This window comes from Williamwhitmania sp. (assembly GCA_035529935.1).
Taxonomy (GTDB): domain Bacteria; phylum Bacteroidota; class Bacteroidia; order Bacteroidales; family Williamwhitmaniaceae; genus Williamwhitmania.
The window spans coordinates 82,149-102,844 of the sequence record DATKVT010000169.1 but is presented as its reverse complement, the minus strand read 5'-3'; the positions used below and the strand labels follow the sequence as shown (position 1 = coordinate 102,844).

The 20,696-nt window shown below is 37.9% G+C and carries 17 protein-coding genes; 14 read left to right on the top strand and 3 right to left on the bottom strand.

All coding sequences use genetic code 11. From position 1 onward, the window contains the following. A partial coding sequence (locus tag VMW01_13015; GenBank protein HUW07173.1) for a hypothetical protein occupies nt 1–640 on the bottom strand: 640 nt, incomplete at its 3' end. 1 nt (nt 641) lies between these two features. Continuing rightward, entirely contained in the window at nt 642–1,460 is an 819-nt protein-coding gene (locus VMW01_13010; GenBank protein HUW07172.1) for a peptidylprolyl isomerase, read from the bottom strand. Between the two features lie 54 nt (nt 1,461–1,514). Here VMW01_13010 and VMW01_13005 point away from each other — a divergent pair, with 54 nt between their 5' ends. From VMW01_13005 to VMW01_12940, 14 genes are all read left to right on the top strand, one after another. Then, nucleotides 1,515–3,830 (top strand): patatin-like phospholipase family protein, encoded by a 2,316-nt coding sequence (locus VMW01_13005; protein ID HUW07171.1) that lies wholly within the window; start codon nt 1,515–1,517, stop codon nt 3,828–3,830. Beyond that, entirely contained in the window at nt 3,817–5,316 is a 1,500-nt protein-coding gene (locus tag VMW01_13000; protein ID HUW07170.1) for a polysaccharide biosynthesis C-terminal domain-containing protein, read from the top strand. The genes VMW01_13005 and VMW01_13000 overlap by 14 nt, the downstream gene beginning before the upstream one ends. Then, nucleotides 5,297–5,728, top strand: coding sequence for a dUTP diphosphatase (gene dut / locus VMW01_12995; GenBank protein ID HUW07169.1), 432 nt, complete (start codon nt 5,297–5,299; stop codon nt 5,726–5,728). Before VMW01_13000 ends, dut begins: the two co-directional genes overlap by 20 nt. Before the next feature lie 37 nt (nt 5,729–5,765). Then, a complete protein-coding gene (locus VMW01_12990; GenBank protein ID HUW07168.1) occupies nt 5,766–7,466 on the top strand; it encodes a hypothetical protein in 1,701 nt (566 codons plus the stop codon). Continuing rightward, nucleotides 7,467–8,642, top strand: a complete 1,176-nt coding sequence (locus VMW01_12985; protein ID HUW07167.1) for a peptidoglycan DD-metalloendopeptidase family protein — start codon at nt 7,467–7,469, stop codon at nt 8,640–8,642. Between the two features lie 88 nt (nt 8,643–8,730). Then, on the top strand, nt 8,731–9,126 hold the full coding sequence (locus tag VMW01_12980; protein ID HUW07166.1) for an ATP-binding protein: 396 nt from the start codon (nt 8,731–8,733) through the stop codon (nt 9,124–9,126). A 1-nt stretch (nt 9,127) separates the two neighbouring features. Then, the gene (gene ybeY, locus VMW01_12975) at nt 9,128–9,550 is read left to right on the top strand and encodes an rRNA maturation RNase YbeY (GenBank protein ID HUW07165.1); all 423 of its coding nucleotides are present in this window, start codon (nt 9,128–9,130) and stop codon (nt 9,548–9,550) included. 42 nt (nt 9,551–9,592) lie between these two features. After that, nucleotides 9,593–11,467 carry a tRNA uridine-5-carboxymethylaminomethyl(34) synthesis enzyme MnmG gene (mnmG, locus tag VMW01_12970; GenBank protein ID HUW07164.1) on the top strand — a complete coding sequence of 625 codons (1,875 nt, stop codon included), beginning with the start codon at nt 9,593–9,595 and terminating at the stop codon, nt 11,465–11,467. 64 nt (nt 11,468–11,531) lie between these two features. Continuing rightward, the gene (ade, locus tag VMW01_12965) at nt 11,532–13,169 is read left to right on the top strand and encodes an adenine deaminase (protein HUW07163.1); all 1,638 of its coding nucleotides are present in this window, start codon (nt 11,532–11,534) and stop codon (nt 13,167–13,169) included. 3 nt (nt 13,170–13,172) lie between these two features. Then, the gene (gene uvrC, locus VMW01_12960; protein HUW07162.1) at nt 13,173–14,969 is read left to right on the top strand and encodes an excinuclease ABC subunit UvrC; all 1,797 of its coding nucleotides are present in this window, start codon (nt 13,173–13,175) and stop codon (nt 14,967–14,969) included. Nucleotides 14,970–15,158: 189 nt separating this feature from the next. Beyond that, nucleotides 15,159–16,262 (top strand): DUF4271 domain-containing protein, encoded by a 1,104-nt coding sequence (locus VMW01_12955; protein HUW07161.1) that lies wholly within the window; start codon nt 15,159–15,161, stop codon nt 16,260–16,262. 18 nt (nt 16,263–16,280) lie between these two features. Continuing rightward, entirely contained in the window at nt 16,281–17,039 is a 759-nt protein-coding gene (locus VMW01_12950; GenBank protein HUW07160.1) for a uroporphyrinogen-III synthase, read from the top strand. A gap of 28 nt (nt 17,040–17,067) precedes the next feature. Then, nucleotides 17,068–17,493, top strand: a complete 426-nt coding sequence (locus VMW01_12945; GenBank protein HUW07159.1) for a ribonuclease P protein component — start codon at nt 17,068–17,070, stop codon at nt 17,491–17,493. Between the two features lie 298 nt (nt 17,494–17,791). Continuing rightward, complete coding sequence (locus tag VMW01_12940; GenBank protein ID HUW07158.1) at nt 17,792–19,447, top strand: S41 family peptidase; 1,656 nt, start codon at nt 17,792–17,794, stop codon at nt 19,445–19,447. Nucleotides 19,448–19,520: 73 nt separating this feature from the next. Here the strand turns inward: VMW01_12940 and VMW01_12935 are convergent, their stop codons facing one another. Continuing rightward, nucleotides 19,521–20,678 (bottom strand): HAMP domain-containing sensor histidine kinase, encoded by a 1,158-nt coding sequence (locus tag VMW01_12935; protein HUW07157.1) that lies wholly within the window; start codon nt 20,676–20,678, stop codon nt 19,521–19,523. Nucleotides 20,679–20,696 lie beyond the last annotated feature (18 nt).

Below are 20,696 nucleotides of genomic sequence, written 5' to 3'. Positions count from 1 at the left end.
CATCAATATAGAGGCCTTCAACCTGGTGAAAAATACAATGTGCCCTTGCAGAGATGGCTTCATTACGAAATACTCTCCCTGGCATGATTGCTCTAATTGGTGGCTTTTGATTCTGCATTACCCTTACCTGAACAGAGGAAGTATGTGTGCGCAGTAGGATATCTGGATTCTTTGCAATGAAAAAAGTATCCTGCATGTCCCTGGCTGGGTGCTCTGGTGGGAAATTGAGTGCTGAGAATACATGCCAATCGTCTTCAATTTCTGGTCCTTCTTCGACAATAAACCCAAGCTTAGAAAAAATACTAGTGATTTCCCTTTTCACTAATGAAATAGGATGTCGAGTTCCAATGGCAACCATTTCAGAAGGTCGCGTTTTGTCCTCTTTGGTATCATCAACATCCTTGTCTTCAAGTTGTTCTTTGAGTGTTACTATTTTATTTATAGCACTGTTCTTAAGGTTATTTAGTCGTTGACCAAATTCTTTTTTTTGCTCTGGAATAACATTTTTGAACTCTTCAAAAAGTTGGGTAATTTCTCCTTTCTTTCCAAGCAACTTGATTCTCCAATCTTCCAAGGATTTTTCTACCTCGCAGCTGAAGCGTTCTATCTCTTCTTCCAGTTGTTTTATTTTCTCAAGCATTTTATAGTATTTTTTCAAATATTTTCAAAATTACAACATCTTTTTTGGGTCTGTCATTTTGGTCTGTTTCAACACTTGCAATCTTATCGATTACATCAAAGCCCTCTAACACTTGTCCAAATACAGTATAGTTACCATCTAGGTGGGGTGTTCCACCTTCTGTCATATATACTTTTCTGCGATCTTCTGGGATAGCAAAAGTATTTTTGGGCATAAGAATGTTTTCAACGCTGTCTTTAACATTGTCCATTATTTTCTGAAATTCTTGCTGTGAGTAGTTATCTCCCAGTTTTTCAAGTTTTTGTTTCAGAATATTTGAAAACATTGATGTTTTTCTTGTGTTGTTTACCTTAACAACTAGGTTATCAAGTTCTTGCGAAGTGAAGGTCTTACCTTGGACAATGTAGAATTGTGATCCCGATGATTTTTTTTCTGGATTCACGTCATCGGAGTTTCTTGCTGCGGCTAGTGCACCTTTTCTATGAAAGTGATTTGGTCGTATTTCGGCATCAATAGTATAGCCTGGGTCACCGTCTCCCAAGACTTTTCCTGGTTCTGCATTTCTTGAGTTGGGATCGCCGGCTTGGATCATAAAGTTTTGGATTACTCTATGGAACAGTAGCCCGTTGTAGTATCCCTCTTTTATTAGCTTTAAAAAATTAGCCTTATGCTTTGGAGTATCATCAAATAGCTCTACAACGATATTTCCTTCTGATGTTTTTATTAGAACCTTTGTGGGTCCAGTTTTATGTGTGCAGCTGGCTATTATTAATAGCATTGACACAGCAATCAATATCTTAGCTAAAAAAAGCTTTTTCATTCGGTTATTGTTTGGATAAGCTAATGTAACTTTGTCATGCAAAAGTAGATGAAAATGAAAATTGTAGGCAAAGTAAACAGTTTTTTTTTGGTGTTGGTTATAATCATGCTAAGAATTGATCTACTCTTTGGCCAATCTGTGGGTCTCGTGCTTAGTGGTGGTGGGGCTAAAGGGCTTGCTCACATTGGTGTAATTAAAGCGCTTGAAGAAAATGGTATCCCCATCGATTATATTACTGGTACCTCGATGGGGGCTATAATTGGTGGATTATATGCAATTGGATACTCACCCCACGAAATGGATTCCCTCTTTCGAACTGACGATTTTAAAAACTGGTCCAGGGGTGTTATTGATGAAAATTTCACATACTATTTCAAGCGAGGATTACAGAATAGTGGGCAGTTCTCAATTAAGATCAGTTTCAAAGATAGTGTTCCACGTCCTAAATTACCTACGAATATAATTCCTACTCACCAGATGGACTTGGCATTCCTTAAAATATTTGCTGGTGCTTCTGCTTCTTGTGACTACAATTTTAATAATCTTTTTGTTCCTTTTCGTTGCGTTGCCTCGGATGTATATCATAATCGTCAATTTATTTGTTCTTCCGGCGACCTTGGTTCTTCAATAAGAGCTAGCATGACTTTTCCTTTTTACTACAAGCCAATCACCATTGATTCTGTATTACTTTTTGACGGAGGTATTTACAACAATTTTCCTTGGGATATTATGGAGAAAGATTTTCATCCGGATATCATAATTGGTAGTCAGGTTAGCCACAATTCGCCACGCCCTGATGAAGACAATATTTTAGCTCAGGTTGAGAACATGATTATGGGGAAGACGAATTATAAGCTTCCAAAGGATAAGGGATTGGTAATTGAAACTTCTTTTAACGATGTTGGATTATTGGACTTTGATAAGATTGACGAGATTGAAAAGGCAGGATATGATCAGACTATCAAATTTATCGATTCCATAAAGACTAGAGTTCATAGACGAAATAACCCACAGGAATTGGCTGCAAAACGAGTTGCTTTTCAAGATAAATTTCCAAAATTAACTTTTAACAAGGTTGTTCTTACCGGTTTAAAGGGTAATCAGGAGGATTATTTTTATCGTTCTTTTCATAGGAATAAGCATAAGACGTTTAATATGAATGATCTAGAACGTGAGTATTTCAAATTACTTAGCGATAAGAGCGTAGTTTCCATTTATCCTCTTGCACACTATGATTCTACTGCTAATGCTTTTGACCTTAATTTGAAGATTCAAACTGATAATTTTTTAGATCTCTCTTTTGGTGGAAATATTTCTTCCAGCTCTATGAATCAGGGTTTCCTTGGAGCAGAATATCGATTCTTTCGACATAGTGCAACTAGTTTATATATGAATGTTGGATTTGGACGGCTTTATAGCTCTCTTCTTCTTGGTGTAAAGCGTGATTTCCCTTGGAAAATTCCGGTATACTACGATCTCAATTTGTGTTTAAATCGTTTCGACTACTATAATAGTTCGATTGACCCTTTTTTTGAGGATGTTAAGCCAAGCTATTTGATTCAAACTGAATCGTATGGTTCATTTTCTGTTGGTTTCGCACTTGGCACTCAGTTTCTTTTAAAACTTAATTCAAATGGCGGTATAGAGCGTTCGCAATACTACCAAACTACCGATTTTTTGAAAAGCGATATACCTGATGTAACCGATTTCACCTATATAAATGTAGGCACAAGTTTCGGAATGAATAGCCTAAACTATAAGCAATATGCCGATCGTGGCATATTCCGTCAAATTTCTTTCAGCTATATAAGCGGGTATGAAAATTATTCTCCAGGTACTACAAGCCCGCCGGCAAACACCGATGCTATTATTAATCATGATTGGTATGAGTTACGTTTTCTCAATGAATCATACCACAAGATATATAGAGGGTTTAGAATGGGTGTTATTATTGATGGGGTATATTCGAGCAAGCGTTTTTTTGAAAATTATACTTCTACCTTAATTTCAAGTAGCGGATTTACACCTAATCCACATTCGAAAACTCTTTTTCTGCCAAATTATCATGCAAATAGCTACATAGCTGCTGGAGTAATCCCAATTTTAAAGCTGAGTAATAACTTGCAACTTCGTTTGGAGGGCTATTTTTTTCAACCGTATAGGAGTTTTCTTCGAAATGATGTGACTTATTCTGCATACTATTCTCCAAAATGGCCAAAATTTATTCTTATGGGGGCAGCCGGTATGGTTTATCAAACTACTTTTGGGCCTGCAAGTATTTTCCTTAATTATTACAACAAGGAAAATAAGAATCTCTATATAACCTTTAACTTTGGCTTCATTTTGTTTAACAACCGTGGAATCCAATAAGAATCTATTTAGAACACTGTTTGGCCACGCTGCTATATATGGAATTAGTAGTGTTGGTGGTCGATTCATAAATTATCTTTTGGTTCCGTACCATACTCGAATATTTGGTCCGGCTACTTACGGTATTATCACTGATTTTTATGCCTTAACTGCAGTTCTTCAAATACTCTTGACACTTGGCTTAGAAACTGGCTTTTTTCGTTTTGCCTCAAAAGATCGAAGTCATGCTGAAGTTTTTAGTAACTCCTTTTTAATACTTTTTTCCAACGGCCTACTATTTTTACTTTTCTCTTCTATTTTCCTTCATCCAATTGCTTGTTTTCTCGGTTACTCCTCTAACCCTGAATATGTTTTTCTTTTCGTTCTGATTCTTTTCTTTGATACTATTGTTGCTATTCCATTTTCAAAATTGCGACTTGATGGCAAAGCACTTGAATTTGTTTTGGTCAAAAGCGGGAATATATTAATTAACGTTGCCTTAAATTTTGTTTTTCTTTCGAATACCTATTTTATTAACCAGCTTCACAAAATTCCCGCTTTTGAAAATTCTGGTCTAGTTGTTCTTGTTTTTATTGCTAATTTTATTGCAAGCCTTGCTACACTTGCTTATTTCTACAGGGAATTTTTAAGGATAAAACTCAATTTTAACTATCAATTAATTAAGGAGATTATTACCTATTCTATTCCACTAATGATTGGAGGTCTTGCTGGAATTGTTAATGATATGGCTGATCGTTTTTTTATTAAGTATATGATTCCTCCTGAACAACATCCAATGTATCAGCTGGGTATTTATGGTGGAATACTCAAAATATCGATACTTCTTAATTTATTCATTCAGGTTTATAGGTTTGCTGCTGAACCGATTTTTTTCACCACCTCGGATTCTAAAGGTTCTAAGAAGTTCTATGCTGATTCAGCAAAGTATTTCTTTTTTGTAAGCTTGTTTATCTTTCTATTTATATCCTTTTACATTTCATATTTTGAAATGATTTTGGGTGGGAATTATCGTTCAGGTATTGGAATTGTTCCCATACTTCTCTTATCATACGTTTTTTTTGGTTTCTACTTTAATCTTTCCGTATGGTTTAAACTTACTGATAGAACTCGTTTCGCGGTGACTTTTACAATTTTGGGTTTACTTGTGAATGTTTTAATTAACTATTTTACGGTTCCTATATATGGTTTTTATGGTAGTGCTTGGGCTCGGCTAGTTAGCTACTTTGTGATGGTTGTATTATCCTATATTGTTGGGCAAAGAATATTTCCTGTTCCTTATGACCTTAAACGAATATTTGAATATTTTGCTTTAAGTATTGCACTTTTTTTTCTTAGTAGGCTAATGCCAGAAACCACTAACATATTTTTTACTCTGATAAGGTTTTTCATGCTTTGCTTCTTCTTACTATATTTTTTGTTTAGGGAAGTTGATGTTCGTAATAAATTGAAATCTATTCTATTGAGTTATGGAAATAAAAGTCATTAACCATAGTGGTTTTTCTTTACCTTCATATGCAACCGATGGAAGTTCAGGCTTAGATATTCAGGCTAAGTTGGATAATTCTCTTGTCTTAAAATCACTTGAAAGAGTATTGATCCCAACTGGACTTTTCTTTGAAATTCCGGTAGGGTTTGAGGGACAGGTTAGACCAAGAAGTGGTCTTGCAGCCAAACAAGGAATTACAGTTTTAAATAGCCCTGGGACCGTCGATGCTGATTATCGAGGTGAATTGAAGGTAATCTTGGTGAATCTTTCTACAGCCGAGTTTACAATTAATCCTGGCGAGAGGATTGCTCAGATAGTTTTTTCGAAGGTAGAACAAATACGCTGGAATGAAGTTACTGTTGTGTCGGAAACCGATCGAGGTTCTGGTGGCTTTGGCCACACCGGAAAATAACTTTCTAACCACTAAACGTTAATTTAAATTTCTTTAGATGAAACGGTTTATTCTTCTTTCATTATTCTTAGTTCCCAATCTCTTGCTTGCTCAAAAGCTGGTTCATGTTGAATCTAAGGCCGCAGAAGATAGTGTTAAGGCAAAATATTACTTCCATGAAGCAATTCGGAATAAATTTATGCAAAATTATGCCGTTTCCTATGAGTTGCTAAAACGATGTATCGCCTACGAGAAGGATAATCTTGACTATTACTATGAACTTTCTATTGTTTCTTATAATCTACATAAGGTCGATGAAGCTTTAAGTTACGCATCAAAGGCTTACTATGGCAATTCTTCAAATAAATACTATGCCTTACAGTATGCTCAAGTGCTAGCGTTTGCCGGAAAGAATCTCGAAGCAGTGTGGGTTTACCAAAAAATTGTTAATTCAAAGACTGTCGCTATTGAAGATTTCCTCAATTTAGCATTTCTTTATCAGAAGGTTGGGGACTTACCAAATGCATTAAAAACCTTAAATGTTGCCGAGGCACTTTATGGAATTCAGGATGTTATTTCAGGTTCTAAGATTGACATTCTAACTAAGCAAAAGAATTATGATGATGCCATTGTTGAAGCTAAACGATTAGTGCTTTCCGATAGTACTAATATTCGTTATCGTTTAATGCTTTACGATACCTATCTTGCCGCTGGAAAAATTCAATTGGCAAAGCAGGAACTTAGCGATTGCTATCTTTTAGATAGCACCAATGCTTTGGTGCTTTTAAACTTAAGTAACTTTTACTTGGTTACTGGCAATATTGATTTGTACTTTACATATCTAAATCAGCTTATTGCCTCTAATGGTGCAATTGAGGATATTTATCAGTTACTTTCTAAGTTATTAACTAATCCCCAGGTTGCTGCACAAAGCGTGGTGCCTATTCAGGCATCGTTAGGTAGTCTTGTGAATAAGTTTGGTAACAATCCCTTGATTGCTGACCTGAAATCACAAGTTAATATCTTAAAAGGAAATTATGCTGGGGCATTAGATAATTTGAAATATGTTGTACATTCAGAATATTCTAGTGAAATGATATGGGAGAGATATCTTTCCATAGAGCTTCAACTTCAACGGCATGATTCAATTGCTGCTATAACTGATTCTTTGGTTAATGTTTTTGTAAAGAATCCCTTTATCCCTTTCATTAAAGCGATCGCTGTTTGGCAGCAAGGTAAAGCTAAGTTGGCTATTGAGATTTTGAAAAAATATGAAGATCGTCTTGCTTATCGTCCATCACTGAAGCCTGATTATTACTCTACAATGGGCGATATTTTCCATGAGATAGGAAGGAAAAAATTGGGTTATAAAATGTACGATAAGGTGTTAGCGATTAATCCTAACCAACTTGGCGTACTTAATAATTATAGCTATTTTCTTAGTGTTGACGGAAAAAACCTTGATGACGCACTGAAGATGAGCAGAATAACCATTAATCAAGATCCTAATAATTCTACCTTTCTTGATACTTATGGCTGGATTTTGTTCAAATTAAAGCGTTACAACGAGGCTGAATCATTTATCAGACAAGCCATTGTTAATGGGGCTGATGATAATGCTGAAGTACTTGAACACTATGGCGATACCAAGTTCATGTTAGGAAATATTGCTGATGCTTTAACTTATTGGAAAATGAGTTTAAAAATCGAACCGGAAAGAAAAGGATTAATGGAAAAGATATCAAAAAAACATTTGTAGATGAGATATTTACTTAGTTTTTTCTTTTGCTTGTCTTTCTCTCTTCTACCCTTGTTTGTATTTGGTCAGGGAGTTAAGGATTTGCAGGAACGTAAATCTGGGATTCTTAATGAGCTTAAGTTGACTCAGGATTTAATTCGAAAGTCAGATAATGATAAGGAGGTTTCTTTGAATAAGCTTCTCTTACTTAGAAGTCAAATGGCCACTCGCAAGAAATTGATTGATAATTTAAACGATGAGATTGAAGCACTAAATGTTGAAATTGTATCAGGGGAACTTAATCTTTCCTCTCTTAATAAGCAATTGAATGATCTTAAGGTGGCTTATTCTGGTTTAATTAGTGCAGCTTACAAGACTCGGTATAATCAGCAGAAATTACTTTTTATTTTTAGTGCAAAGGATTTTAACCAAGGATATCAACGTATGCGTTATTTTAAGGAGTTTAGCGACCTTATTGAACGTAAGGGACAAGATATTATTGAGACTTCAAAGCAGATGGGAAACCAACTCAATCTTGTGAAGAAACATAGAGCTGAATTAGCCGCGGCTATTAGCTCTAAGAATAATGAAATTGAAACTTTACAAAGTGATGAGCATGGGGTGACTGAACTTATAGGTGAACTTAAAAAGAAGAGCAAACAGCTTCGTGATGATCAGAGGCGTCTAACACAGGAGAGCTTGAGAATTGAGAAGGAGATTGAAAGTTTGTTGGCTGAAGAACGAAGGAAGTCATCAGTTGGAGGAAAGATTGTTTATTCTTCTGATGCACTTCGATTGAGCACAAAGTTTGAAGATAATCGTGGAAAATTCCCTGTTCCAATTGAAAATGGAATTATCGTTGAAGGTTTTGGTTTGCATAACCATCCTGTTCTTAAGGATGTTCAAATTAAAAGCAATGGAGTGAAAATTACGAGTTCTACAAGCAATGTTGTTTTTTCAATTTTCGATGGAGAGGTTAAGAAGGTTATCTCTATATTGGGTTCAAATAATGCGGTTATTGTTCGTCATGGAAAATTTTTGACTGTATATCACAATTTATTCCAGGTTTATGTTAAACCTGGCGACCACGTTTCTTTAGGTCAAAGTATTGGAAATCTGCGTAACGGTAGTTTCCTCGGGTTTGAAATATGGAAGGAAAATCAGCCCTTAGATCCTGAGCTTTGGTTAAGAAAATGATAAAAGAGATGTTTTTTTAAAAAAAACTCGTATTTTTAGTAACTCGTTTTTCCTTTAATTCGTTCTTAAATGAGTAAATGTTAATTTCATGGAGAAGCGGTTAATAATTTCTTCAAGACTTGAAAATATTTGTATGGTTGAAAGGCTGATCGATGAGATATCGGATGCACTTCAACTAAGTTCTGAGTTGTACGGTAAAGTTTTAATCGCTACGGTTGAGGCCGTTAATAATGGTATCGTGCATGGAAACAAACTTAAATCAGAAAAGAAAGTGGAAATTGCTGTGTTTTCTGATGGTCATATTTTAAAAATTGCTATCAAGGACCAAGGCCCCGGTTTTGATTTCCACAATGTTCCTGACCCCACGACACCTGAGAATATTGAGAATATCCACGGTAGGGGTGTTTTTTTAATGCAACATCTTTCCGATTCAGTTTCATTTGAGCAGGAGGGTTCAACCGTTGAGTTGAAATTCAATTTGTAAAGTGGCTATAAAATATTTCAACCAAGATACACCATATACACCTTCCCATAAAAGAGCTCTTACGGCCTGGATTAAGCAGGTTGTAACTATTGAGAAAAAACGCTCTGGTGATATCAATTTTATTTTTTGCTCTGATAAGTATCTTCTCAGCATTAATAGAGAATATTTAAAGCATGATTATTATACCGATGTAATCACGTTTGATTATTCAACTGAGAATTTTCTTTCTGGTGATATCTTTATTAGCGTAGACACCGTTCTCGAAAATTCGAAACTATTCCAATCTCTGTTTGATGAAGAACTTAACCGAGTGGTTATTCATGGAGTTCTTCATCTTTGTGGCTATAATGACAAATCAGATGTTGAGAATCGGCACATGCGTTTTCTTGAAGATAAATATCTAGTTTTATTTGAGAACAAATAGGTTTCTTTCCTGTTTTGCATAATTATCTGAAATTCTATTCGAATGAATTTTTCATATGATGTTATTGTTGTAGGAGCAGGTCATGCTGGATGTGAAGCAGCGGCAGCAGCATCTAAGCTTGGTAGTAAGACATTGTTAATTACAATGGATATGACCAAGATGGCACAGATGAGTTGTAATCCTGCAATTGGTGGTATAGCAAAAGGCCAAATTGTTCGAGAGATTGATGCATTGGGAGGTTATACCGGATTAATTACAGATAAAACGAGTATTCAGTTTAGGATGCTTAATAGGAGTAAGGGACCTGCCATGTGGAGCCCACGAGCGCAATGCGATCGGGTTCAGTTTTCTATTGAGTGGAGGAAAGCACTTGAAAAGGTTGAGAATCTTTCTTTCTGGCAGGATAGCGTAACTGGTCTTATTGTTGAAAACAATATGGTTTTGGGTGTTGTCACAGCACTTGGACAAACCATTTATGCTAAAAGTGTAGTCCTTACAAATGGAACTTTCTTGAATGGATTAATATATGTTGGAAGCACTCACGTCACAGGAGGACGCGCTGGTGAGCCTTCTTCTTTTGGATTATCAGAGTATTTAATAAATATTGGCTTTGAGGTAGGTCGAATGAAAACAGGAACACCTATGCGCATTGATGGTCGTTCTGTTGATTATAGTAAATTGACAGAGCAGCATGGTGATGTGTTTCCAGAGAAATTTTCTTTTTCTGAGGTTGTAGAACCAGTTTCAGAGCAGTTACCATGTTACACTGTTTATACCAATAGAACCGTTCATCGTATTTTAGAGTCGCGCTTTGAGGAGAGCCCTCTATTTAATGGGACTATTAAAAGTATCGGACCTCGTTACTGCCCAAGCATTGAGGATAAAGTTCGCACCTTTCACGATAAGGATCAGCATCAGTTGTTTTTAGAACCTGAAGGTCGAGATAATATAGAGTATTACCTTAATGGTTTTAGCAGTTCTTTACCTTTTGAGGTTCAACTTGAAGCATTGAAATGTGTTCCCGGGTTTGAAAATGTTAAAGTATTTAGACCAGGTTACGCTATTGAATATGATTTCTTTCAACCAACCCAACTTAAGAATTCATTGGAAACGAAGTTGGTTTCTGGTTTATTCTTCGCTGGACAGATAAATGGAACCACTGGATATGAGGAGGCTGCCGCCCAAGGATTAATTGCCGGTATTAACGCCAATCGTTTTTGTGACGGGAAGGATGCGTTTATTCTTTCACGGGACGAAGCTTATATTGGTGTTTTAATTGATGATTTGATCAGCAAGGGTGTTGATGAGCCTTATCGAATGTTTACTAGTAGGGCAGAATTCAGGATACTGCTAAGGCAGGATAACGCCGATGATAGGCTAACCCCACGAGGATATGAAATTGGGTTAGTAGATGAAGAACGACACCATCACTTTGTTCTCAAGCAGAACTTAATAAAGGAAGGGGCGGCCCTGGTGCGAAATTCTAGCTTAAGGCCTGATCTTGTGAACCCAATACTTGTTGCGCGTGGCGGTGCCGAGACGCCTCAGGCTCGAAAGGCAGTCGAATTCCTGCTTCGCCCCGCTGTTACAATCGAGGATTTATCATCAATTATTGATGGATTCTCTCTGTTTAGGGAAAAATGCGGCGAGCTGTACAACGAAGTTTCACAAGCAATTGAGATACAAATTAAGTATGCTGGATATATTGAGCGTGAACGAATAGTTGCCGATAAGCAAAAGCGGCTTCAACACATTAAGATTAACCCCGACTTTGATTACATGTCAATGAAGTCAATGTCAACAGAAGCACGACAGAAGTTGTCTCGAATAAGGCCTGCCGATATCGGGCAGGCAAGTCGAATTCCTGGTGTTTCACCATCTGACATAAATGTACTTTTGGTTTACTTCGGTCGCTAGTTCCACGTGGAACATTTCGTTTTTATTGGTTTAATGGTTCCACGTGGAACAATAATTATTGGTCATGAAAAATAGTATCGTTGGCAATATCGTAGATGTTGCGGGTGGCAAGGTGGGCTACGGAGAGGTGGTTTTTGATGCAGGTAAGATTGTGTCTGTTCTGGTTTCGGCTGGTGAACGGCCAGGGGTTAACTATATTTTGCCCGGCTTTATTGATGCTCACGTTCACGTTGAAAGTTCGATGGTTTCGCCTTCTTGCTTTGGGGCCATGGCGGTGCAGCATGGTACTGTTGCTGTTGTTTCTGATCCGCATGAAATTGCAAATGTGGTTGGCGAGGAGGGCATCAATTTTATGATTGAAAACGCAAAGGAAAGTTCCCTTAAGTTTTTTTTCGGTGTACCCTCGTGCGTTCCGGCTACTTTCTTTGAGACATCTGGTGCCGAACTTGATTCGGATATAGTTGGACGGTTGCTGAAAAGAGATGATATATATTTCTTGGCTGAGATGATGAACTACCCCGGGGTGATAGCCGGCGATGAACGAGTTATGGCGAAGTTGCGGCATGCTAAGGAGGTTGGGAAACCCGTTGATGGGCATATTCCCGGTGTTGGTGGTGCTGATTTGGAGAAGTATGTTTCCGCTGGGATATCCACCGATCATGAGTGTTTTACCGTGGAAGAGGCACGAGCGAAGATTGCGTTGGGAATGAAAATATTAATAAGGGAGGGTAGTGCTGCAAAAAATTTTAATGCACTACATCCACTTATCCTTGACAGCCCAGAAATGCTTATGTTTTGCACCGACGATTGCCATCCAAACGATTTTCAATATGGGCATATTAATTTAACTGTTAAACGTGCTTTGGCCTTAGGATACGATCTCTTTACGGTTCTGAAAATTGCTTGTGTCAATCCGGTTCTGCATTATAAATTACCCGTTGGCCTCTTGGCTGTTGGGGATTCTGCTGATTTTATAGTTGTTGATAATCTGAAGGATTTTAATATTACCCAAACGTATATAAATGGTGCTTGTGTTTGGGATTCTGCTTTGCCGTTCAAGTCAAAGGTGTCATTGTCGTCTCCTTTGCCCAATAAGTTTGAGAGGGGTCGCATTACTACAATTGATATTGCTGTGGCGGCAAAGTCCGACAAGGTTAGGGCAATTCAGATCGTGGACGGTGAACTGGTTACCAAGGAGGTTGTCGGATCACCCATTGTTGAGAATAATAACTTGATATCTAACTCCGCAAACGACATTCTTAAGATTGTTGTAGTAAATCGATATCAAAATAGCCCACCTGGTGTTGGGTTTATTAAAGGAATGGGGATATCTCAAGGCGCCATTGCTACCACCATTGCTCATGACAGCCACAACATAATATGCGTTGGCGTGAAAGATGAAGATATTGTAAGCGCTGTAAATACCATTATTGATCATAAAGGCGGCCTTTGCGTTTACCATGACAATGCGGCTAATTTACTGCAGCTCCCAATTGCTGGGTTAATGTCGAGTCTATCTGTTGTTGATACAGCAGATAAATATGATGAGCTAGAAACTATCGTTAGAAAACTTGGCTCACCATTAAGGAGCCCGTTTATGACTCTCTCTTTTATGGCATTGATTGTTATTCCTGAAATTAAACTTTCTGATCGCGGATTGTTTTCTACCAAAAACTTTGGTTTTATTAATATTTACGCTTAACCTATGCTTGCGGATGAATTAAGGCTTGTTGTTAATTCACTTCCACACCTACCTGGTGTTTATCAGTTTTTCGATAATACTGGTAAGATTATATATATTGGCAAGGCAAAGGATTTGCGTAAACGTGTTTCATCCTACTTCAATCGCGGCAATCAAAGTGGTAAAGTTCGTGTTCTGGTAAGTAAGATTGCTGAGATAAGGCATACGCTCGTCAACTCTGAATCAGATGCATTATTACTTGAAAACTCCCTTATTAAGAAGTTTCAACCTCGGTATAATATTTTGCTTAAGGATGATAAAACTTATCCCTGGATAGTAGTTACAAAAGAAGATTTTCCTCGTGTTTTTATTACGCGAAAGCAGGCTGTTCCCGGATGGCGATATTTTGGACCTTATACATCTGCGTTTAACTTGAGGGGTCTGCTTGAATTATTTCGTGGGCTATATAAGATTAGAACATGCAAACTACCGTTAACCGAGGAAACAATTAGTAATGGCAACTATAAGGTTTGCTTAGAGTATCATTTAGGAAATTGTTTGGGGCCATGTGAGGGACGACAAGATAAGGAGACTTATTCTGAGGCTATAAATCAAATTATATCAATACTTAAGGGAAATTCGTCTGAAGTTGTAAAAGAGATGAAAAGTTTAATGAGTGAGGCCTCTTTTCAAAGAAAATTTGAGCTGGCGCAGCAGTATAAGACTCGATTGGAGAACCTATCCGATTGGCAAATTAAATCTACGGTGGTAAGTTCAACGCTTTCTAACCTTGATGTGTTTTTTGTTTTTCAGGAATCCTCTTTCGCAATAGCTAGTTTTTTTCGAGTAGTAAATGGAAGCGTTGTTCAATCACAGACTTTTGAACTGAAAACCAATCTTGATGAGACGCGCGAAGAGCTACTTGCTTTTTTACTTGAGGAGGTATTGCTTCGATATAAATTTCTGAGCGGGGAGATTGTAGTTCCTTTCTTACCCGCAGAGGTTGAGATTGCAAATATAAAATTTGTTGTTCCGCAAAAGGGAGATAAGAAGTTGTTGCTCGATCTTGCTGAAAAAAACTGTAGAGAACATTATGCCACGAAGCTCAAAATGCTAGATCGGCTTGATCCAGGTCGACGATCTGAAATTCTCCTAGAGAGGATTCAACAAAGTTTGCACCTGCCAAAACCGCCGCACCACATTGAGTGTTTTGACAACTCTAATTTGCAGGGAACAAATCCTGTTGCTTCCTGCGTTGTTTTTCTGGATGGTAAGCCATCAAAGCGTGACTATCGACATTTTAATATTAAAACAGTAGAGGGTTCAAATGATTTTGCCTCTATGCAAGAGATTGTTTATCGGAGATATCGTCGCATTATAGACGAGCAACAGCCACTACCTGATTTGGTGGTAATAGACGGAGGCAAAGGACAACTTTCGGCAGCATACGAAAGTTTGGTTATGCTAGAGTTGGAGACCAAGGTACCAATTCTTGGACTTGCAAAGCGCTTGGAGGAGATTTATGTGCCATTTGACCCAACACCTTTATACCTCGATAAAAATTCTGAAGCTTTAAGGGTTTTGATGCAAATTCGTGATGAGGCACACCGATTTGGAATTTCTTTTCATAGGAAAAAACGCAGTGGTAAGTTTCTTACCAGCGAACTCGATACGATTGCTGGAGTGGGGGAGAAAAGTCGACTTTTGCTTTTAAAGAAATATGGGTCGGTTGAGAAAATTCGTTTGCTAACACTCGACGAACTTTTAAGCACTGTTCATAAGTCAATTGCCACCAAAATCTATGCTCATTTTCATAAGTAGCATAATATTGAAAACTACATAAGTAACTGTATGTCAGTGTTTTGTGTTGGTTTTCATTGTTAATATGTTCTGATAATCTCCTTAAAAACTAACGGCCCCATCTAGGGGGCATGATAATAGATTCTGGGCAAGATATAACTCTTCAGTTTTCGTGCTATCTTTGCGCGATATTTGCTTTACAGCCGAAGTATGAAAATTTGCCACGAACTGTCGGATTCAACTTTAGTGAAAACACACAGCCGGGACTCCATTATTCATGTTGTCTCCTCAGATAGTGTTCATGTTGTCTCTTCCGACAGTTCCAAACCTTCAACGCAAGCAACGAGGCTTGATTCTGGTACAGCGATTCGGCAAGTATATGTTAAAAAAACATTGGCACAGAGTGAAAGCTCAACCAGTGTTGCCATCAGTGCCAAGGATCCTGTTGATTCGACCTTTCTTTACTCAAGGCATTTATCAGCGGAAGGCATTAACTCTCGCGCTATAAATTTGGTGGACTCAAGCCTAGTCACTCGATTCAAACTTTCCGTTTTTACATCACGCCAAGATTGTTATAATTTTGGGCCATTCAGCCAGACAGTATTTTTAGAGCAAAAAGACGAGCGTGGCGTCATCGGCCCCATTAAAACTATTCAGCAAAATGGCCTCCATGATGGATGGTTTTTCTCCATAATATTTCTAGTGGTTGTTGGTTTTGCTTCCTTTAAGCTCTTCTACGGAAAGTTTTTCGCCTTAATTGTTGCTGGTGCGCTCAATTCACGGGAGGCTGTGCGATTTTATTCCAGCAAGATGAGTCAGTATTCTCAAATTAAGATAATTACATATTCGATACTCTTGATGGGGATAAGCCTCCTTGCATTTAATTTTTTGCACCTGTTTGATCTGAATTTTACAGCCTCACTAAGTTCTTTCGGATATTTGATAGCAGTAACTGCCGTTTATATGTTTTATAGAAATATTGTTGGCTCGTTAATTCGCTTAATTAGCAACGAGCAAGAATATTTTCAACTCCACGACTACAATCTTTTTATTTATAATTTCATTATTACACTAATTGTAATAATATCAGTGTTTTTGTCGATCTATTTGCCATCAAACGAGCAAGTTTTGCCAATACTTATCGGAATCTCTCTTTCTTTAATAGTGCTGATATTTAGGACGATAAGATCTTTTCAGCTTTTTATTCGTAACAGATTTTCTATTTTCTATTGGATTTTATACTTTTGTGCCCTTGAAGTTTTGCCTTTAGCAGGTCTTTATTTTGGCTTCAAAAGGTTAGTTATTATTGCCTAATCCTTAAATAATACGGCCTTGAAAATCAAAAAAATTTTGGTCTCACAGCCTGAGCCACAGAACGACAAATCTCCTTTTTTAGAGTTAGCAACACGCTATAATCTGAAGATTGATTTTAAGCCATTCATTCAGATTGAAGGCGTTCCCGCAAAGGAGGTACGAAAGCAAAAAATCGATTTCCAGGCAATTTCTGCGGTTATCTTTACCAGCAGAACGGCCATTGATCATTTCTTCCGAATTTCCGAAGAGATGAGGGTGACGATACCAGAAACGATGAAGTATTTTTGCATTTCTGAAGCAATAGCCTTTTATCTTCAAAAGTATATTGTTTATCGGAAGCGTAAAATATTTTACGGTGATGGCACATTTAAGGATCTAATGAGCGATATTCTTAAGCATCGTGAGGAGCAGTTTCTTCTTCCGCTTAGTGATATCCATAAGCCCGAAATTCCCAAGGCTCTTGACAAGGATAAAATTAAATATACCAAGGCCATATTGTATAAAACGGTGAGCAGCAATCTTTCTGAAGTTTCATTGCTTAACTATGACATTATCGTCTTTTATAGCCCGAGCGGTATCACATCTCTTTTCCAAAATTTTCCTGAGTTCAAGCAGAACGAGATGAAAATTGCATCATTTGGTCCTACTACGGCAAAGGCTGTAAAAGACTCTGGGCTAAGGCTGGATATTCAGTCGCCCACCTCAGAGCATCCATCCATGACAATGGCGCTTGAGCATTTCATCAAAAAATTTAACAAGGAAAACGGTTCTAAATAGCGCAGGGGGAATTGTTCCCCCATTTTTTATGAAGCTATATTCCTTATCTAAACAAGAACGATTAACGAGTGAAAAAGCAATTCTGAGCCTTTTCTCAAGAGGCAAATCTCTATTTATCTTCCCGGTTAGGCTGGTTTATATTGTTGTTGAAGAAAACTCTATTCCAGATTGGGCTCAAGTTGCATTTTCTGTGCCCAAAAAGCGCTTTAAACGAGCGGTTAAACGCAATCTGCTCAAACGACGCATGAGAGAGGCCTATCGCCTGATTAAGCCCCGCATTTATGATGAATTGGAGCAAATGAACAAAAAGGTTACATTTATGCTTATATATGCCGGCTCTGAGGAATTAAGTTTTTCTGAGATATCCTCGTCCATCCAACATTTATTAGAAGATATGGTAAAAAGGATTAAAAATGAGAAGATTATTGATTGCCCTTCTGATATTACCCATTAGGTTTTACCAGCTTGCTATTTCCCCCTATTTACCTCCTGTGTGTAGGTATACGCCAACTTGCTCTGCCTATTCTATTGAAGCGCTACGCAAACATGGACCATTAAAGGGCTTGTGGTTGTCGTTAAAACGAATTGTATCATGTAATCCGTGGGGCGGACATGGTTATGATCCGGTACCTTAGTTTCCGCCAGAAATTTAATTTTTCTTTACTCCTTGCTGATAGGTTTTTCGTCGCTTAGAATTTTGAAAAATTTCTTTAATGGAACAGAATCATAGATGAACTTAAAAATATTTTCTGATGAACCGTTTGAAAAAAATTCTCGTTGCCAGCTCCATCACCATCATTGTTGGATTAACAATGTTTGGAACAGTTGCCTTCACTTCCGATGATTTCAAAATGTCGAAAAGTTTGGATATCTTTTTTACGCTCTTTCGGGAGCTAGATATCTTTTACGTGGATAATATTGATCCTGAAAAGTTGGTGACAACTGGCATTAATGCTATGCTGGCATCATTAGACCCCTATACTGAATATATCCCCGAATCAGAGAAAGCCGACTTTGATTTTCTTACTACTGGTAAGTATGGCGGAATTGGTGCGTTGATTAGAAAGAATGGTAAGGGGGCTCAAATTATGGAAATTTATGAAGGATCACCTGCGCAGAAATCAGGAATTAGGGTGGGCGATGTAATTACCAGCATCGACGGAACTCCTGTTGAGAAGATGGAGGTGGAGGCGATTAGTAGTCACTTAAAAGGCGATCCAGGTTCAGTAGTTAAATTAACCTTGCGCGATGACTATTCCGACTCAGTATTCACCAAGAATGTTGTTCGCGAAAGAATTAAAATGCCGAGCGTGCCTTATTATGGCATAGTTCAGCAGGGGGTTGGCTATGCCCGTTTATCTAGCTTTACGGTTGGGTGTTCGGACGAGTTAAGGGCTGCTATTCTGGATTTACGTAGCCAGGGTGCAAAGAAGTTAATTCTAGACCTTCGCGGAAATCCCGGTGGGATTCTTGATGAAGCGGTGAAAATCGTAAATTTCTTTGTTCCTAAAAATCAACTTGTGGTTTTTACTCACGGTAAAGCGACCCAATTTGACACAAAGTATATAACTAACGATCAACCAATTGATACACTAATGCCGCTAGTGCTACTTGTTAATAGCAGCAGCGCTTCTGCAAGTGAAATTGTGTCGGGATCACTTCAAGATATGGATAGGGCCGTTATTGTTGGGACTAAAACATTTGGAAAGGGATTGGTACAAACAACACGGAAGTTAAGTTATGGCGGTCAGTTGAAAGTCACCACGGCCAAGTACTATATTCCAAGCGGCAGGTGTATTCAGGCAATTGATTACTCACATCGTAATCCAGATGGAAGCGTTGGGCATATTCCAGATTCTTTGATACGTGCATTTAAAACTAGAGATGGCAGAACGGTGTACAATGGGGGTGGAATTTCACCTGATGTTGCACTTAGTTCAGACACGCTGAGCCGTGTCTGTGTTAAGGCCTATTCCGAGAATCGGTTTTTCGATTTTGCGAATATTTACTATCGCTCTCATTCTTCAATACCAGCTCCAGCAAATTTTGTTGTTAGCGATACCCTTATTAATGGCTTTATTCAATATTTGGTTAAAAGCGGTTTTACCTATAAAACAGAACAGGAGGCACTATTAGATCGGCTCGATTCACTGGTAAAAAAAGATAAAAATGGGGCTGTGCTCGATGGTAAGGTTCGCAACCTGCGCGAGGATATTTCACGTGGAATTCCCGAGCTAGTTAAGGAAAACCGTGAAGATTTTGCCTACTTCTTAACCGACGAAATTGTTCGGAGATATTATTTCCAGAAGGGAACCTATCCTGCAATTTTCAAGTTCGATAGCCAACTTTCTAAATCGATCGCAATTGTTGATGATACTGCTCGTTACAAGAAGCTTTTAAACAAGTAATTTGATTTTATATAGCAACAAAAGCGGAGTGCTCTTAGGGTACTCCGCTTTTGTTTTGGTATGTCGTAGCGAACTATTTTTTAAGAACAATGCGAAATGTGGTGCCCCTTACTGCATCAGAGTTGAGAACAAAAATTTTCCCCTTGTGATAATCCTCAATTATGCGCTTCGATAATGAAAGCCCCAACCCCCAGCCTCTAACCTTAGTGGTAAAGCCAGGCTTGAAAATGGTCTTCGCTATTTTTTTGGGTATTCCTTTCCCCTGGTCGGTAATGTCAACATAGGCCACCTGAATATCGTCCCTCACCTTAAAGGAAATGGTTCCTTTTCCTTGCATAGCATCAATTGCATTTTTTACAATATTCTCAATAACCCACTCAAACAAGGAATCGTTAATATTTATATATATCTCATCGTGAGCGTTATATTCTTTAATAAACGTAATATTACTTGAGACTCTTTTATCTAAATAGCTGATAATTTGGTTGATTTGTTCTACTAGGTTAACAGGTTTTAGTGAAGGTGCTGAGCCGATTTTTGAAAACCTGTCGGTTATTTTTTCTAGTCGATGAATATCTTTTTCGAGTTCATCAAGATATGCTGGCGGAATATCCTGATTTTTAAGAACTTCAAGCCATGCGAGGAGAGAGGAAGTAGGAGTTCCAAGTTGATGTGCTGTTTCTTTTGCCAAACCTACCCACACAAGGTTTTGCTCAGAATTTCGGATTGAGGAAAAGGCAATGTAGGCAGCTAGAATAAATAGAAACAAGACGGACAGCAGAACAATTGGAAAGTAATAAAGTTTCTTTAGGATATTTGAATCTTCATAAAAAACCAAATTTATTTCATTGTTTGGCAAATTAACAACAATAGGCTTGTGATTTTTTTCCATGATGTCCAGCAGCTGTTTCGCGCGCTTGGGGGTGGAAATTTTTGCTGAATCAACATTTCGAAATGCTACAATTTCTCGTTTTTGAGTGGTAAGCACTACTGGAACGGTGTTGTTTTCCTCCAGTACACGGAATACAAAAGAAAAGTCCATATTCTCTTCCCCCTGCTGATTTGCTAGTTCTTCTGTGGCCGCCGCCCATAAATCAATTTTCTTTTTTTCTTCAACGGCTAAACTGTGAACAAGATCGCGGGTAACCCATAAAGAAGATATGGCTATAATTGTGAGAACGAACAGGATTAATATCTTTATTCTAAACTTTTTGCTGTAAAATTTTATCATGGGCCATTTATTGTTGTG